Source organism: Streptomyces sp. NBC_00386 (assembly GCF_036063235.1).
Lineage (GTDB): Bacteria > Actinomycetota > Actinomycetes > Streptomycetales > Streptomycetaceae > Streptomyces.
Genome location: NZ_CP107950.1, coordinates 4,292,705 through 4,308,537, shown reverse-complemented (window position 1 = coordinate 4,308,537; position 15,833 = coordinate 4,292,705). Strand labels below are relative to the sequence as shown.

Genomic DNA, 15,833 nt, shown 5'->3' with positions numbered 1-15,833 from the left:
ATGTGCTCAAGGGGGAGGAAGGGGCCGGGTCCGGGCACCTACGGTCGCACGGGTGATGAGCAGCAGTCCGGAGACCTCCACGCACACCACCGGCGCACACCGGGCGCACGGAGCCGCGCGCAAGCGGGCGGCCGCGCCCCGTGGCGCGACCCCTCACACCCTGGTCCAGCGTCCCCCCGCGCGTTACGAGCCCTACCTGGACGGCCTGTTCACCTACTGCCTGTCCGTACTGTGCGACCACGACGCGGCCACCGCCGCCCTGGGGGACGCCCTGGCGCTCGCCGAGCGGCGCGGCCCGCGCGGACCGGAGGCGGCCGGCGACCGCAGGGCCTGGCTCTACGCGCTCGCCCGCTGGTCCTGTCTGCGCAAGCTCACCGAAGCCCGGCGCAAGCGCCAGGCCGCGCACGCCTCCGGGCGGCAGGCGTCTCGCAGGGGCGGCCTTCAAGGACCTGCGGGCGGACCCCGTGAAGGGGCTGTCCTCGACGCGGCGCACAAGGCCGCCGCCGACCGGCGCGCGGCCGAGGCGGTGAGTGCCGCTCCCGTGTCCGAGGAGGTCCAGGACCACCGCCGTCGAGAACTCTCCCTGCTGGCCTGGCCGGAGGCCGCCGGGACCACCCCCGAACAGCGCGAGGCGCTCGAACTCGCGGTGCGCCACCAGCTCGCCGCCCGCGAGGTCGCCGCCGTCCTCGGCATGGACCTGGTCGTGGCGCGCGAACTGCTCGCCTCCGCCGCCTGCGAGGTCGAACGCACCCGGGCGGCCCTGGCCGTCGTGGAGACCGGCGCCTGTCCGAGCGTCGCCCGGCTCACCGGAGACAGCCGGCTCGTGCTGAGCACCACCCTGCGCGGCGAGCTGGTCCGGCACGTCGACGACTGCCCGCGCTGCCGCCGCACCGCCGAACGCGCCGCCCCCGGCGCCTGGCCCGGCACGAGCGTCACGCCCGCCGCGCTTCCCGTGCTCCAGGCCCCGCACGCGGCCCTGCGCACCGCGATGGCGCACGCCCCCCGCGCGCGGAGCAGCGCCCCGCGCTTCGACCGGCGCGGCTTTCCGATGGACCCCAAGGACCACGCCGCCCGAAGAGACCGCCTCCGCGCGCGGGCCGTCACGACGACGATCGTCGCCACCGTCGTCGCCGCACCCGTTCTCGCCCTCTGGGCCGCCTACCGGGGCGCGCCCCTGACCGGTGAGGGCGTGGACGGCCGTCCGGCCAGCACGAGCGAGGCCCAGGATCCCGAGGGTCTGGACGGCGGGCAGGCGGGCGGCTACGAGAACGCCGGGAACGCCAGTGCGGGACCCGGCTCCCGCGTCACCAAGGGCGGCTCCTCGGACGTCTCCGTCGAGGTCGTCAGCGCCCGCGGAACGACCCCGGGACACCTGGCGGTGGCGGCCGGAACCAGCGGGGACACGACGCTGGTCACGCTGACCGCGTCCGGCAGCTCCCCGGTCCGCTGGTCCGCGCGCACCGGCGCGGCCTGGCTCTACCTCAGCCGGTCCTCGGGAACGCTCGAACCGGGCGAGTCGATGACGGTCAAGGTGTACGTCGACCACCTCCGCGAGCCGGCGGGCCGCTGGACCGCGCGGGTGGCGATCGCCCCGGCGGGCACGGTGGTCACGATCACCGGGTACGGGAAGGCGGGCTCGTCCTCCCGCCCCGGCGGGAAACCGGACCCCACCGCGAGCACCCCGACCCCCTCGGGGCCGGGCTCCACCCCGGCCGCGACCCCCAGCCAGGACCCGTCCCCGACTCCGGCGGACCCGACGCCGACGGCCACCGCCACCGAGACGTCCTCCCCGGACCCGGGAACCTCTTCGGCGCCGCCAGGGGAGGGCGGCGACCCGGGAACGGGCACGTCGTAGCGCCCGGACCCGCCGGTCGTACGGCCCGAAGCGGACGCAGTCCACCGGGCATCCGCAGGATGCCCGGCTCACCGGATCCGCGGGCTGCTCAGTCCACCGGATCCGCGGGATGCGGTGCCAGCAGCGGAAGCTGCGAGGCCAGCCGCTCCTCGCAGAGCTGGACCAGGCGGTCGTACCCCGCCTCGCCCATCAGCTCGATCAGCTCCGGACGGTACGAGACGTACACCGGGTCGCCGGCGCCGTGTGCCGAGGTCGCCGACGTGCACCACCAGTGCAGGTCGTGACCGCCCGGTCCCCAGCCGCGGCGGTCGTACTCGCCGATGGACACCTGGAGCACCCGGGTGTCGTCGGGCCGGTCGATCCACTCGTACGTGCGACGCACCGGGAGCTGCCAGCAGACGTCCGGCTTGGTCTCCAGCGGCTCGCGCCCCTCCTTGACGGCCAGGATGTGCAGCGAGCAGCCCGCGCCACCCGCGAAGCCGGGACGGTTCTGGAAGATGCAGGAGCCCTCGTACGGGCGGGTCTGGCGGTCACCGTCCTCGTCCTTGGACACCCAGCCCGTCTCCGTGCCGACGTCATGGTGCTGCCAGATCTCCGGCGTGAGCCGGGCCACGTGCCCGGCCACTCGCTTCTCGTCGTCCTCGTCGGAGAAGTGGGCGCCCAGCGTGCAGCAGCCGTCGTCGGCGCGGCCCGCCTGGATGCCCTGGCAGCCGCTTCCGAAGATGCAGTTCCACCGCGAGGTCAGCCAGGTCAGATCGCACCGGAAGACCTGCTCGTCATCGGCGGGATCAGGGAACTCCACCCACGCGCGAGCGAAGTCGAGCCCCTTCTCGTCGCCCTTCTTCACGGGCTTCCTGGACTTGGTGGCCTTCGCTTGCGCGGAGCCCGTGGCCGATTTGTCGGACTTCGCCTTTTTCGTCTTTGGCACGGGTCCAGGGTAAGTCGCTTCCGCCCGCTCCGGGGACGCCCCGGCGGCCGCCCGGAGATCACCGTTCGACGTGGGCTTACGCCCCACCCCTCGTGTTTCGTCGTGTGGGCAGTAGCGTTCCGCACATGAGACTCGGTGTCCTCGACGTGGGATCGAACACGGTGCATCTGCTGGTGGTGGACGCGCACCCCGGCGCCCGGCCGCTGCCCGCCCACTCGCACAAGGCGGATCTGCGGCTTGCCCAACTGCTCGACGAGAGCGGGGCGATCGGCCCCGAAGGCGTCGACAAGCTGATCGAGACGGTCCAGGACGCCCTGGAGGCGGCCGAGGACAAGGGTGTCGAGGCTCTGCTGCCCTTCGCGACGTCGGCGGTGCGCGAGGCCAGCAACGCCGACGAGGTTCTCGCCCGGGTGCAGGCCGAGACCGATGTCGAGCTCCAGGTCCTCACCGGCGCCGAGGAGGCGCGGCTCACCTTCCTGGCGGCCCGCCGCTGGTTCGGCTGGTCCGCGGGCAAGCTGCTCGGCCTCGACATCGGCGGCGGCTCCCTGGAGATCGCGTACGGCATGGACGAGGAACCGGACGCGGCGGTGTCGCTGCCGCTCGGTGCCGGCCGGCTGACCGCGGGCTGGCTGCCCACCGACCCGGCGGACCCGGCGGCCGTTCGGGCGCTGCGCCGGCATGTGCGGGCCCAGATCGCCCGGACGGTCGGGGAGTTCAGCCGCTTCGGCGCCCCCGACCACGTGGTCGCCACCTCCAAGACGTTCAAGCAGCTCGCCCGCATCGCCGGTGCCGCCCGCTCCACCGACGGCCTGTACGTCCAGCGCGAGCTCAAGCGCCGCTCGCTGGAGGACTGGGTCCCGCGCCTCGCGTCCATGACGGCCGACGAACGGGCCGAGCTGCCGGGCGTCTCCCCGGGCCGCTCCGGCCAGCTCCTCGCCGGCGCCTTGGTCGCCGAGGCCGCCATGGACCTCTTCGGCGTCGAAACCCTGGAGATCTGCCCCTGGGCCCTCCGCGAGGGCGTCATCCTGCGCCGCCTGGACCAGATGGCCTCGGAGTAACAGGGGCCGCACCGGCCAGGCCGACCGACGGGGCGCCCACACACGGCGCCTTGGAACGCCCTGGGGCCAGGCGCCCTGAAGGGGCGCGGGGAACGGCGCGCCCAGCCCCCGCATGGGAAGCCCGCCGATGCTCCGGGCCCCCACGGCGATGGGGCGCCCACGCGCAGGGCCTCCTTGGAACGCCCTGGGGCCAGGCGCCCTGAAGGGGCGCGGGGAACGGCGCGCCCAGCCCCCCCGCAAGGGAAGTCCGCCGACGCTCCGGGCCCCCACGGCGATGGGGCGCCCACGCGCCGGGCCTCCTTGGACGCCCTGAGCGGCAGGCGCCCTGAAGGGGCGCGAGGAACGGCGAGCCCAGCCCCCCCCCGCAAGGGGAGCCCGCCCACCAACACAGACCCCAACGGCGACGGGGCGCCCCCAGAACGCCCGGCAGGGCCGTGGCATCGATCACAAGCGCGCCCCGCCCCGAGCCCCCGCCCCCGCCCGCCGGGAGCCGGACCCCACCCCCGGCCGGAGCCCGCAGCGTCCCAGGCCGGCAGCCCCGTACGCCCCCGGGCGGCAGGCCCTGGAAAGCCCCACCGGGGCCGAACAGGAGCCCCTCGGCCGAGCTCGCCACCCCCGCCCAACCGCCGGAGGCACCCCGTACGCTGTCCCTCGTGGCAGAACCAGTCGTGCGGATCCCGGATGCGAAGGTCGCGCTGTCCACGGCGTCCGTGTACCCGGAGTCGACGGCGACGGCCTTCGAGATCGCCGCGCGCCTCGGCTACGACGGCGTCGAGGTCATGGTGTGGACCGACCCCGTCAGCCAGGACATCGACGCGCTGCGGCGCCTCAGCGACTACCACCGGATGCCGATCCTCGCCGTCCACGCACCCTGTCTGCTGATCACCCAGCGGGTCTGGTCCACCGACCCGTGGACCAAGCTCCAGCGCGCGAAGGCGGCCGCCGAGAAGCTCGGCGCGAGCACCGTCGTGGTCCACCCCCCGTTCCGCTGGCAGCGTCAGTACTCCCGTGACTTCGTCACCGGGATCTGGCGCATGGCCGACGAGACGGACGTCCGGTTCGCCGTCGAGAACATGTACCCGTGGCGCTACCGCGACCGCGAGATGCTCGCGTACGCCCCCGACTGGGACGTGACGAAGGACGACTACCGGCACTTCACGATCGACCTCAGCCACACGGCGACCGCCCGCACCGACGCCCTCCAGATGATCGACCGGATGGGCGACCGCCTCGGACACGTCCACCTCGCCGACGGCAACGGATCCAACAAGGACGAGCACCTGGTCCCCGGCCGCGGCACGCAGCCCTGCGCCGAACTCCTGGACCGCCTCGCGCTCTCCGGCTTCGACGGCCATGTCGTCATCGAGGTCAACACCCGCCGCGCGATGTCCAGCGCCGAACGCGAGGCCGACCTCGCCGAGGCCCTCGCCTTCACCCGGCTCCACCTCGCCTCGGCCGTGAAGGTGCCCCGCGGATGACGGACGCCGCCCCGCGCCGTGGCCGGGGACGCCCCACCCGTACACAGACCGAGGCGGCCCCCGCCACCCGTGACCGCATCCTGGAGGCGGCCCGCGAGGAGTTCTCCGAGCGCGGGTACGAGAAGACGTCGATCCGCGGCATCGCCAGGTCCGCCGGTGTGGACTCGGCCCTCGTGCACCACTACTTCGGCACCAAGGAACAGGTCTTCGAGGCGGCCGTCGAGGGAGCCATGGCCCCCGCGCTCGGCGCCCCCGAGGCGATCGTCGAGGGCCCTCTCGACGGCGTCGGGGAACGCCTGACCCGCTTCTTCCTCGGCGTCTGGGAGAACCCCACGAGCCGCACCCCCCTGCTGGCGATCGTCCGCTCGGCGGTGAACAACGACACCGCGGCCGCCGTCTTCCGCCGCCTCGTCGCGGCCCAGCTGCTGCGCCGCGTCGCGGCCCGGCTCGACGTCCCGGACGCGGAGCTGCGCGTGGAGCTGGCGGCGGCCCAGCTGGTCGGGGTCGCCATGCTCCGCCATGTGATCAAGGTGGAGCCGCTGGCCTCGGTGGACCTGGAGCGCATCGTGGCCAGGGTGGCGCCGGTGGTGCAGGGACACCTGACGAACCCATGAGCGAGCGGAACCGCCGCCGAGGTGGTTCCACCCCGTCAGTACGCCGCTGACGTGCGGGTATGCCATGCGGAGGTGGCCGCTGGTCGAGACGTATGTTCCGAGATGCGGACGGCCTGTCCGGATCCTGGAGCACCGGCGTACGCTCGACTTCAGTCATAACCCTCCTCATACCTCCCCGAAGGAGCGAGCGACGATGCCCGAGCTGAGGTCCCGCACAGTCACCCACGGCCGCAACATGGCGGGCGCACGCGCCCTTATGCGCGCCTCCGGTGTACCCGGCGCGGACATCGGACGGAAGCCGATCATCGCGGTCGCCAACTCCTTCACGGAGTTCGTGCCGGGGCACACCCACCTCCAGCCCGTCGGCCGGATCGTCAGCGAGGCCATCACGGCCGCCGGCGGCATCGCCCGCGAGTTCAACACGATCGCGGTCGACGACGGCATCGCGATGGGCCACGGCGGCATGCTGTACTCCCTGCCCTCCCGCGACCTGATCGCGGACTCGGTGGAGTACATGGTCGAGGCGCACTGCGCCGACGCCCTGATCTGCATCTCGAACTGCGACAAGATCACGCCCGGCATGCTCATGGCCGCCCTGCGCCTGAACATCCCGACGGTGTTCGTCTCCGGCGGCCCGATGGAGTCCGGCCGCGCCACCCTGGTCGACGGCACGGTCCGTACGCTCGACCTGGTCGACGCGATCTCCGACGCCGTGAACGACAAGATCTCGGACGAGGACATCCTCCGTATCGAGGAGAACGCCTGTCCGACCTGCGGCTCCTGTTCCGGCATGTTCACCGCCAACTCGATGAACTGCCTGACCGAGGCCATCGGCCTGAGCCTGCCCGGCAACGGCTCGGTCCTCGCCACCCACACCGCCCGCAAGGGCCTGTACGAGGACGCGGCCCGCACGGTCGTCGACATCACGCGCCGCTACTACGACCAGGACGACGAGTCGGTCCTGCCGCGCAACATCGCCACCCACGCGGCCTTCGAGAACGCCATGGCCCTCGACATCGCCATGGGCGGCTCCACCAACACGATCCTGCACCTGCTGGCCGCCGCCCAGGAGGCGGGCGTCCCCTTCGGTCTGGACGAGATCAACGAGGTCTCGCGCCGGGTGCCGTGCCTCGCCAAGGTCGCCCCGAACGTCGCCAAGGACCGCACGTACTACATGGAGGACGTGCACCGCGCCGGCGGCATCCCCGCCCTGCTCGGCGAACTGCACCGCGCGGGCCTGCTCAACGAGGACGTCCACTCCGTCCACAGCCCGTCCCTGTCCGACTGGATGAAGACGTGGGACGTGCGGGCCGGCTCCCCCTCTCCCGAGGCGATCGAGCTGTGGCACGCGGCCCCCGGCTGCGTCCGCTCCTCCGAGGCCTTCTCCCAGTCCGAGCGCTGGGAGGCCCTCGACGAGGACGCCGAGGGCGGCTGCATCCGCTCCGCCGAGCACGCCTACTCCCAGGACGGCGGCCTCGCGGTCCTCAAGGGCAATCTCGCCGTCGACGGCTGCGTCGTGAAGACGGCCGGCGTCGACGAGTCCATCTGGACCTTCGAGGGTCCCGCGGTCGTCTGCGAGTCCCAGGACGAGGCCGTCGACAAGATCCTCAAGAAGGAGATCACGCACGGCGACGTCGTGGTCATCCGCTACGAGGGCCCCAAGGGCGGCCCCGGTATGCAGGAGATGCTCTACCCGACCTCGTTCCTCAAGGGCCGCGGCCTCGGCAAGACCTGCGCGCTGATCACCGACGGCCGCTTCTCCGGCGGGACTTCGGGCCTGTCGATCGGTCACGCGTCCCCGGAGGCGGCGTCCGGCGGCACCATCGCGCTCGTCCGCGACGGCGACCGCATCCACATCGACATCCCGAACCGTTCGATCGAACTGCTCGTGTCCGACGAGGAGTTGGCCACCCGCCGCGACGCCCTGAACGGCGTCTACGCCCCCGCGAACCGCGAGCGCAAGGTCTCGGCCGCCCTGCGCGCGTACGCCGCGATGGCGACGAGCGCGGACAAGGGTGCGGTGCGCGACGTCTCGAAGCTGGGCTGACCTCGAAGAAGGCTGAGCCGGCTCCGAAGCCGGGCCGGCTTTCGAGCCGGGCAAGGCTTCAAAGCCCGGCTCCGGCAGCCCGTGATCGGCAGCCCGTGCAGCGTGTGAAGGGGCCGTCCCCGCCGGGACGGCCCCTTCACCCTGTCACCACCCCGAGGGGTCCCGCCCGTCGACGGCGAAGAGGGTGCCGTCGGGGGAGGTGGCGTAGATGTGGGTGCCGGCGGCGAGGGGTGCCGGGAGCACGCTGACGAGTGAACCCCGCCGGTCACCGAGGCGGGCCCGGGTCTGTCCGAGCAGGACGCCCTTGTCGGTGTCGACCGCTATGAGACGCCCGTCCACCGCGCTCAGGTAGAGACGGTGGCCGGACACGACCGGCGCCGACGCCTTGGTGACGGACGTCTCCACCCGCCACAGCTCCTTCGACGTACGGGTGTCCACGGCGACCAGCGAACCCTCGCTCCCCAGCAGGTAGGCCGTGTCCCCCCGGAGCACCGCCTGCGCCTGCGCCTGCGGGATGCGCAGCGCGGTGCGGTGGAGCGTGCGGGCCGTCACGTCGTAGCGCAGGACGTCGTCGGTGTACTGGTCGACCGTGGCCGAGGTGAACCACGCGGCCCCGTCACGGGCGGCCACCAGGTTCAGCCGCCCCTCGACGCGACGCTGCCACTTCACGGCGCCGGTCTCCGGATCCACCGCGGTCACCCGCGTCCCCGCCCCGGCGTACGGCGCCACGGCGTAGGCCAACCCGTCTCCGTACGTGTGGAACTGAGGCACGGTCAGCCCAGGGATCGCGTGCCGCCACTTCTGCTCGCCGGTGGCGGCGTCCAAGGCGGTGACCCGCGAGTCGGAGCCGCTGAGCAGGACGACGCCGGCGACGTGGGCGACGCCGCCCGAGTAGCGCGAGACGTCACGGCTCCAGCGCGTCGCGCCCGTGACGGGATCCAGCGCCGTCAGCTGCCGTCCGTTGCCGCTGCCGACCAGCAGGAGTCCCCCGGACAGGACCGGAGCCGGGGTGGCGTAGGCACTCGCCTCCCCCGGATCGCTCCGGGACCACAGCACCTTGCCGTCGTCCGGATCGACCGCGGCGGCCAGGACACCGGGCCGGACACAGAGCAGCGCCTTCCGTGCGTACGTGCATTGCGGCTGCCCCTCCGCTCTGGCGCCGGAGGCGCTCAGGTCGCGCTCCCACGGCCGGAAGGTGCTCCTGGCGGCGGACGCGGCCGACCGCGCCGGTGCGGGGTCGTGCGGGTCCCCGCGCAGACCGGGGACGGCGAACACGCCGGCGGCCGCCGCGGCGGCGACGGCCACGGCAACCGCCGGCAGCCGCCAACGCCGCCGGGACCGCTGCCGCCCGGCCATGTGGGTCGGATCCTCGGAACTCTCCGGACGCCCGGGCGCGACCGGCCGGACCGGGAAGACCGGCTGCGCCGACTCCCCGTTGCCGACGCGCTGTTCGGGGATGAACGCCCGGGTGTCGTACGACGCCGAGACCGAACGCAGTGCCGTCATGAGCTCGTCCGGGGTGGGCCGGTCCTCCGGCTCCTTGGCGAGACAGCGCCCGACCAGCTCGACCAGTTCGTCGGGCACGCCCGTCAGGTCGGGCTCGTCGTGGACCACTTGATACGCGACCAGATACGGACTGTCCGAATCGAAGGGGCCGCTCCCGGTGGCGGCGTGCACGATCAGCGAGCCGAGCGCGAACACATCGGCGGCCGGGCCCACATGCCGTGGCTTGCGGAACTGCTCCGGCGCCATGAACGGCGGGGTGCCGATCAACTTGCCGGTCTCCGTCCGCAGTTCACTGTCCGAGGGGCGCGAGATGCCGAAGTCGATGACTTTCGGACCGTCGTCCGCCAGCAGGACGTTGCTGGGCTTGAGGTCGCGGTGGACGACCCCGGCCCGGTGGATGTCCCGCAGCGCCTCGGCGAGTCCGGCCATCAGATGACGCAGCCGCGCGGTGGACATCGCGCCGTTCCGCTTCACGTGCTCGGCGAGCGTCGGCCCGGGGATGAACAGCGTTGCCATCCAAGGGCGTTCGGCCTCGGGATCGGCGTCCACGACAGGTGCGGTGAAGGCACCGCTGACCCGGCGGGCGGCCGCGATCTCCTGACGGAACCGCCCCCGGAACTCGGGGTCTTGGGAGAACTCGGCGTGTACGACCTTGACGGCCAGCCGCAACCCGGAGGCGGAGCGCGCCAGATGCACGATTCCCATGCCACCGGAGCCGAGTCTGGACTCCAGCAGGTACTGGCCGGTGTAACGCGGCTGTTCCGCTTCCGATTCCGTACCAGTGCTGCGCTGTGGCGGCATCACTCACCCCCGTGGGTTCGACCGCGTGCGCGACGCGCAGAGCCTAGTCGATTCTTCGTGCGAAACCCCGGCGGCTTGCTAGCCTCGGCGCGCGTCCTGCATTTGGCGTGAATCAATCAACGGGGGAGATCGAAATGACCACGGAAGACATCGCTTTCACGGATTCGGCAGAAGCGGCGGAAGCCGAGACGCTGACCGCCCAGGCGCTCCGCACGTACCCGCTCGCACCGGGTCACAACGTCAACGTCAGAAGCGGCCCCGGCACCCACTTCAGCATCGTCCGCACCCTCGCGGCGGGATCGCGCGTCCCGATCTACTGCCAGTGCCCCGGAGAGTCGGTCAGCGGCCCCTACGGCACGAGCCAGATCTGGGACAACATCTCGAACGGCCAGTTCGTGTCGGACGCGTACGTGCAGACGGGCACCGACGGCTACGTCGCCCCGAAGTGCTCCTGACCGACGCCTCCGCCCAAGGGCACCCCGCGGCGGCCGCCGGAATCCTGACCGGGGCGATAATCGTCGGGTGAGCGACGAGACCAGCACCGGAACCGGCACCCCCGTGGGGCCCCAGCCCGAGCCCCTGCGCTTCTTCGGGACGACCTGGGTGGAGCACGACGGCGGCTACACCGGCCGTCGGATCGGCGTGGCCGTCGGCTCGCTCGCCGCCGCCGTGGCCGCCTGCTTCGTGCTCCGTTTCGCCTACCAGGGCCTGGCCATCGCGGACGTGGGAACGCCCGTGACCGTGATGGTCGTGGTGATGTTCACGGTGTGCAGCGCGCTCGCGTTCCGCCACACCTCGGACGCCTTCTCCAAGCGCCCCGACCCCGACCGCCAGGCGTCCCTGCGCGGTCTGCTCGCCATCGGTTTCGTCGGCTCCCTCCTCGCCTACTGCTTCCGCTCGCTCACCGAGGCCCCGGGCGAGAAGCTCCACCGCGAGGAGTACGAGGCGGCGAGAGAGCAGTACACCCGCCGCACCACGCGCCGCGCAGGCAACCCGGCGAAGAAGCGTCGCCGCGCCTGACCGGCCCCGACCAGCCTCTGGCAGCGCCCAAGCCACCACGCGCCCGCAGCCGGGATCCGGCGTGAGGGGACGTGCCGGTACATCACATGCCCGCAGGCCGGACGGATCGGAACCCACGCCCACTTCGCAACGCCGATGGGATCCGTCCGGATGCGGCCCCGCCCACCGGCGCGGCCCCGCCCACCCAGGGCGCGGCGGGAAACCTTCTACCCCGGCCCCGTACGCACCCGCGATCATGACCCCATGACGCCTTCCTCGTCGCCCTCCCCTTCCACTCCTCCCGGAGCCCCCCGACACTCCGCGCGCGCCCACTCCTTCAACGCCGCCGCGGCGCAGTACGCGGCCAACCGTCCCTCGTATCCGCCCGCCCTCTTCGACGCCGTCGAAGACCTCGCGGGCCGGTCGCTGAGCGGTGCCAAGGCCGCCGACGTGGGAGCGGGCACCGGCATCTCGACCGGCCTCCTGCACGACCGCGGCGCGGACGTCCTGGCCGTGGAACCCGGCCCCGGCATGGCCGACGAGTTCCGCCGCGTCCACCCCCGCATCCCGATCGTGCGGGGCAGCGGCGACGCCCTGCCCCTTGCCGCCGCCTCCATGGACTTCCTCACCTACGCCCAGTCCTGGCACTGGACCGAGCCGAGCCGCTCGGTGCCGGAGGCGTTGCGCGTGCTGCGTCCCGGCGGGGCGCTGGCCCTGTGGTGGAACACCGAGGCGCTCGACGTCCCGTGGATCGAGGCGGCGGCCCGGCGCGCCGAACGCTTCCTCGGCCTGGACGAGAAGGACCGGAAGACGGGGAAGAGCCCCAGCGTCGCCACGCCCGCGCACTCCCTGGCCGCCGACCCCAGCGGCAGCCTCTTCTTCGACCACCGCCAGGTCCGCTGGAGCCGGCGCGTCCCGGTGGACACCCGCCTCGCCAACGTCGGCAGCCACTCGCAGTTCCTGGTCCTCGGCGAGGAGGCCACCGAGGCGTTCTTCGCCGAGGAACGGAACCACCTCCTCCAGGCCTTCCCGGGAGGGTTCGTGGAGGAGACCTACGTCGTGGAGCTGCTGGTGGCGATCCGTTCGTGATCCCGCCCGGCGGCCCACGTGTCGAGGGCCGCCGCGCACGCGTGGTCCACATGCCGCAGTCCGCCCAGCTCCAGCCGTACGACACGGTCGTGAGGCAGGGCCTCCAAGGCGTCCAGCAGCTTCGGCAGCCTCAGGAAGGTGGCGTTGCCGATCACCCGGACGACCATGCCCGCGGCGCCCCGGTCCTCGGTCTCCACGTGCACATGGCTGATGTCCCAGGCGGTCTTGGCCACGGCGAGCGCGAGCCCGACCAGCACTCCCTCGAACAGGTTCCCGGCCACGATCGCCACCGCGGTCACCACGAGGACGGCCACCTCACCGCGATGCCCGCGCCACAGCGTCCGTACCTCCCGCACCGGCACGAGCTTGCACCCCGCGTGCACCAGCAGCCCCGCCAGCGCCGCCACCGGAATCAGACCGAGCACCGCGGGCACCACGGCCGTGAAGAGCAATAGCCACACCCCGTGCAGCACCCGCGACACCTTGGTCTGCGCCCCCGCCTGCACGTTGGCCGCGCTCCGCACGATCACGGCGGTCATGGGCAGCGCCCCGAGCATGCCGCACACGGTGTTCCCGGCGCCCTGCGCGATGAGCTCCCGGTCGTAGTCGGTACGCGGCCCCTGGTGCAGCCGGTCCACCGCCGCCGCACTGAACAACGACTCCGCCGACGCGATCAGCGCGAACGCCAGTACGGTCCCGATCACGCCCACTTCCGTGAGCCGGCCCAGGTCGGCGACGGCCGGCAGCCGTACGGCATCGAACAGCCCCTGGACCTCGACCCGTCGCACGGCGAGATCGAAGACCCCGGTCACGGCCGAGGCGAGCCCCACCGCCAGCAGCGGCGCCGGGACCAGCCGGGCCCCCCGCCGCCACCGCGGCCACAGCAGGAGTACGGCCACGGTGGCGGCGCCGATCGCCAGCGCCACGGGATCGGCGCCGCCGGCCAGCGAAACGATCCCGGCGATCTTCCCGAGCCCGCCGGAGGGCGCGGCCGTGTCGCCCATCGCGTACACCTGGCCGGCGATCAGCACGAGCCCGATCCCGGCGAGCATCCCCTGCACGACGGCCACGGACACGGCCCGGAACCACCGCCCGAGCCGGAGGACCCCGAGCCCGAGCTGTACGAGGCCGGCGCCGAGCACCAGCACGCCGAGCGCCTGGACCCCGTACGCCTGCACGGCTTCGTACACCAGCACGGTCAGCCCGGCCGCGGGCCCGCTCACCTGGAGGCTGCTTCCGGGCAGTATCCCGGCGACCAGCCCACCGACGATTCCGGTCACCAGCCCCAGCTCGGCCGGCACACCGGACGCTATGGCGACCCCGACACACAGGGGCAGCGCCACCAGAAAGACGACGAGGGACGCGAACAGATCGGCTTTGCGCATCACGACAGCACCTCCGGTCGACAGTGGGAGATGCGTGGGTGCCGTGCCGGGGGAGGGCACGGCGGACCAGGCGACTCGGCACGAAGCCGTTTCGCGCAGTGAAATCCATTGTCAGGTAAGCCCGTTGATCGCACAGCCCCTCCGGGCCGCTGTCACGCGAACGCGGGAGCGCATGGCTCGGCGATGCCGCGGACGATTCCGTTCCGTTCGCGCCGACGCACGCCTGCGCCGCCCGGCGCTCCGGCCGTTCGGCCGGTACCGCCCGGCCCTTGACCGGCGCACCCGGCGAGAGCAATATTCATCACGTGATGATTATTCGTTCACGTCCGCCCGACCCCACAGGAACGCCCGTGTCCCTCTCCCCGCCCGCCGTCCGCGCCGAAGGCCTCACGGTCGTCCGCGGCACCCGCACCGTTCTGCACGGACTCGACTTCACCGTCCCGCGCGGCCAGATCACCGGCCTGCTCGGCCCCTCCGGCTGCGGCAAATCCACCCTGATGCGCGCGACGGTCGGCACCCAGGCCAAGGTCGACGGCACCCTCGAAGTCCTCGGCCGCCCCGCCGGCGACGCCGCACTGCGCTCCCGCATCGGCTACGTCACCCAGGCGCCCTCCGTCTACGACGACCTGAGCGTCCGCCAGAACCTCGCCTACTTCGCCGCGATCCTCGACCCCGGCCGGGCCGCCGCCGAACGCCGGCACGCGGACGTCACCCGGGTCATCGCCGACGTCGACCTCGCCTCGCACGCCGACTCCCTCGCCGGGAACCTCTCGGGCGGCCAGCGCAGCCGCGTCTCGCTCGCCGTCGCCCTCCTCGGAGCCCCGGAACTCCTCGTCCTCGACGAACCGACCGTCGGCCTCGACCCCGTCCTGCGCCGCGACCTGTGGAACCTCTTCCACTCCATCGCCGAACAGCGCGGTACGACCCTCCTGATCTCCTCCCACGTCATGGACGAGGCCGAGCGCTGCCACCGGCTCCTCCTGATGCGCGAAGGCGGGATCCTCGCCGACGACACCCCCGACGCCCTCCGCGAACGGACCGGCTCGGACACCGTCGAAGCCGCGTTCCTGCACCTCGTGGACGAGGCGGTCGCGGCCGCGCACCTGCCCGCGCCGACCCAGGCCGCGAAGTCCACGGTCACCGGCCCCGACTCCCGCGAGGAGACCGCCCGATGAGTTCCACCGCGGCCACGAGCCCCACTCCGCCCACCGCGCCCGAGGGCCCGGACGCCCCGGGGCAGCCCGCACCCGCGTCCCGCCCGAGCCCGCTCAACCTCTCCCGTACGACAGCCACCGCGGCCCGCGCCCTGCGCCAGCTGCGGCACGACCCGCGCACCATCGCGCTGATGATCCTCGTCCCCTGCGTGATGCTGGTCCTGCTCCGCTACGTCTTCGACGGCAGCCCGCAGACCTTCGACTCCATCGGCGCGTCCCTCCTCGGGATCTTCCCGCTGATCACGATGTTCCTGGTGACCTCGATCGCGACCCTGCGCGAGCGCACCTCCGGCACCCTCGAACGCCTCCTCGCCATGCCCCTGGGCAAAGGCGACCTGATCGCCGGCTACGCCCTCGCCTTCGGCGCGATCGCCATCGTCCAGTCGGCCCTGGCCACCGGACTCGCGGTCTGGCTCCTCGGCCTGGACGTCACGGGCTCCCCCTGGCTCCTCCTGCTGGTCGCCCTCCTCGACGCGCTCCTCGGAACGGCCCTCGGCCTCTTCGTCTCGGCGTTCGCCGCCTCCGAGTTCCAGGCCGTCCAGTTCATGCCGGCGGTGATCTTCCCGCAGCTCCTCCTCTGCGGCCTGTTCACCCCGCGCTCGAACATGCACCCCGTCCTGGAGGCCATCTCCGACGTCCTCCCCATGTCGTACGCGGTCGACGCCATGAACGAGGTCCTCAAGCACACGGACATGACCGCGACCTTCGTACGCGACGCGCTGATCGTCGCCGGTACCGCGCTGCTGGTGCTGGGCCTCGGAGCGGCGACCCTGCGACGCAGGACGCCGTAGGACGCCGTACGAGCCCGCGACCGTACGAGCCCGCGACAGGGCGGACGGCCGGGCGACCGGATGTACGG

At 72.8% G+C, this 15,833-nt stretch carries 13 protein-coding genes; 10 read left to right on the top strand and 3 right to left on the bottom strand.

Annotated features, from left to right (window positions below; translation table 11 throughout):
- Positions 1–52: 52 nt before the first annotated feature.
- Complete coding sequence (locus tag OG780_RS18865) at positions 53–1,855, top strand: BACON domain-containing protein (protein ID WP_443062174.1); 1,803 nt, start codon at positions 53–55, stop codon at positions 1,853–1,855.
- 88 nt (positions 1,856–1,943) lie between these two features.
- On the opposite strand, the gene OG780_RS18860 is transcribed toward OG780_RS18865, so the two are convergent.
- Positions 1,944–2,783: a hypothetical protein gene (locus OG780_RS18860; RefSeq protein ID WP_328449699.1), complete on the bottom strand. Its 840-nt coding sequence runs from the start codon at positions 2,781–2,783 to the stop codon at positions 1,944–1,946.
- Positions 2,784–2,908: 125 nt separating this feature from the next.
- Between OG780_RS18860 and OG780_RS18855 the strand changes: the two genes are divergently transcribed.
- From OG780_RS18855 to ilvD, 4 genes are all read left to right on the top strand, one after another.
- Positions 2,909–3,841, top strand: coding sequence for a Ppx/GppA phosphatase family protein (locus OG780_RS18855; protein ID WP_328449698.1), 933 nt, complete (start codon positions 2,909–2,911; stop codon positions 3,839–3,841).
- 653 nt (positions 3,842–4,494) lie between these two features.
- Positions 4,495–5,319, top strand: coding sequence for a sugar phosphate isomerase/epimerase family protein (locus OG780_RS18850; RefSeq protein WP_261704640.1), 825 nt, complete (start codon positions 4,495–4,497; stop codon positions 5,317–5,319).
- Positions 5,316–5,933 (top strand): TetR/AcrR family transcriptional regulator, encoded by a 618-nt coding sequence (locus tag OG780_RS18845; protein ID WP_328449696.1) that lies wholly within the window; start codon positions 5,316–5,318, stop codon positions 5,931–5,933. The genes OG780_RS18850 and OG780_RS18845 overlap by 4 nt, the downstream gene beginning before the upstream one ends.
- A 193-nt stretch (positions 5,934–6,126) precedes the next feature.
- Complete coding sequence (gene ilvD / locus OG780_RS18840; protein WP_328449694.1) at positions 6,127–7,980, top strand: dihydroxy-acid dehydratase; 1,854 nt, start codon at positions 6,127–6,129, stop codon at positions 7,978–7,980.
- A gap of 144 nt (positions 7,981–8,124) precedes the next feature.
- On the opposite strand, the gene OG780_RS18835 is transcribed toward ilvD, so the two are convergent.
- On the bottom strand, positions 8,125–10,287 hold the full coding sequence (locus OG780_RS18835; RefSeq protein ID WP_328449692.1) for a serine/threonine-protein kinase: 2,163 nt from the start codon (positions 10,285–10,287) through the stop codon (positions 8,125–8,127).
- Between the two features lie 134 nt (positions 10,288–10,421).
- On the opposite strand from OG780_RS18835, the gene OG780_RS18830 reads away from it, so the two are divergent.
- From OG780_RS18830 to OG780_RS18820, 3 genes are all read left to right on the top strand, one after another.
- The gene (locus OG780_RS18830; protein WP_328449690.1) at positions 10,422–10,742 is read left to right on the top strand and encodes a peptidase; all 321 of its coding nucleotides are present in this window, start codon (positions 10,422–10,424) and stop codon (positions 10,740–10,742) included.
- A 67-nt stretch (positions 10,743–10,809) separates the two neighbouring features.
- Positions 10,810–11,307 (top strand): EamA/RhaT family transporter, encoded by a 498-nt coding sequence (locus tag OG780_RS18825; RefSeq protein WP_328449688.1) that lies wholly within the window; start codon positions 10,810–10,812, stop codon positions 11,305–11,307.
- Positions 11,308–11,550: 243 nt separating this feature from the next.
- The gene (locus OG780_RS18820) at positions 11,551–12,375 is read left to right on the top strand and encodes a class I SAM-dependent methyltransferase (protein WP_328449686.1); all 825 of its coding nucleotides are present in this window, start codon (positions 11,551–11,553) and stop codon (positions 12,373–12,375) included.
- On the opposite strand, the gene OG780_RS18815 is transcribed toward OG780_RS18820, so the two are convergent.
- Positions 12,339–13,760 (bottom strand): SulP family inorganic anion transporter, encoded by a 1,422-nt coding sequence (locus OG780_RS18815; RefSeq protein WP_328449684.1) that lies wholly within the window; start codon positions 13,758–13,760, stop codon positions 12,339–12,341. The genes OG780_RS18820 and OG780_RS18815 overlap by 37 nt on opposite strands.
- 308 nt (positions 13,761–14,068) lie before the next feature.
- Between OG780_RS18815 and OG780_RS18810 the strand changes: the two genes are divergently transcribed.
- Both OG780_RS18810 and OG780_RS18805 read left to right on the top strand, forming a co-directional pair.
- Complete coding sequence (locus OG780_RS18810; RefSeq protein WP_328458236.1) at positions 14,069–14,935, top strand: ABC transporter ATP-binding protein; 867 nt, start codon at positions 14,069–14,071, stop codon at positions 14,933–14,935.
- Entirely contained in the window at positions 14,932–15,765 is an 834-nt protein-coding gene (locus OG780_RS18805; protein ID WP_328449682.1) for an ABC transporter permease, read from the top strand. Before OG780_RS18810 ends, OG780_RS18805 begins: the two co-directional genes overlap by 4 nt.
- Positions 15,766–15,833 lie beyond the last annotated feature (68 nt).

Bases quoted from the DNA above. Each gene is read 5' to 3' on its own strand.
- OG780_RS18855 (WP_328449698.1), top strand. From the start codon at position 2,909: ATGAGACTCGGTGTCCTCGACGTGGGATCGAACACGGTGCATCTGCTG.
- OG780_RS18845 (WP_328449696.1), top strand. From the start codon at position 5,316: ATGACGGACGCCGCCCCGCGCCGTGGCCGGGGACGCCCCACCCGTACA.
- ilvD (WP_328449694.1), top strand. From the start codon at position 6,127: ATGCCCGAGCTGAGGTCCCGCACAGTCACCCACGGCCGCAACATGGCG.
- OG780_RS18835 (WP_328449692.1), bottom strand. From the start codon at position 10,287: ATGCCGCCACAGCGCAGCACTGGTACGGAATCGGAAGCGGAACAGCCG.
- OG780_RS18830 (WP_328449690.1), top strand. From the start codon at position 10,422: ATGACCACGGAAGACATCGCTTTCACGGATTCGGCAGAAGCGGCGGAA.
- OG780_RS18820 (WP_328449686.1), top strand. From the start codon at position 11,551: ATGACGCCTTCCTCGTCGCCCTCCCCTTCCACTCCTCCCGGAGCCCCC.
- OG780_RS18815 (WP_328449684.1), bottom strand. From the start codon at position 13,760: ATGCGCAAAGCCGATCTGTTCGCGTCCCTCGTCGTCTTTCTGGTGGCG.
- OG780_RS18810 (WP_328458236.1), top strand. From the start codon at position 14,069: ATGATTATTCGTTCACGTCCGCCCGACCCCACAGGAACGCCCGTGTCC.
- OG780_RS18805 (WP_328449682.1), top strand. From the start codon at position 14,932: ATGAGTTCCACCGCGGCCACGAGCCCCACTCCGCCCACCGCGCCCGAG.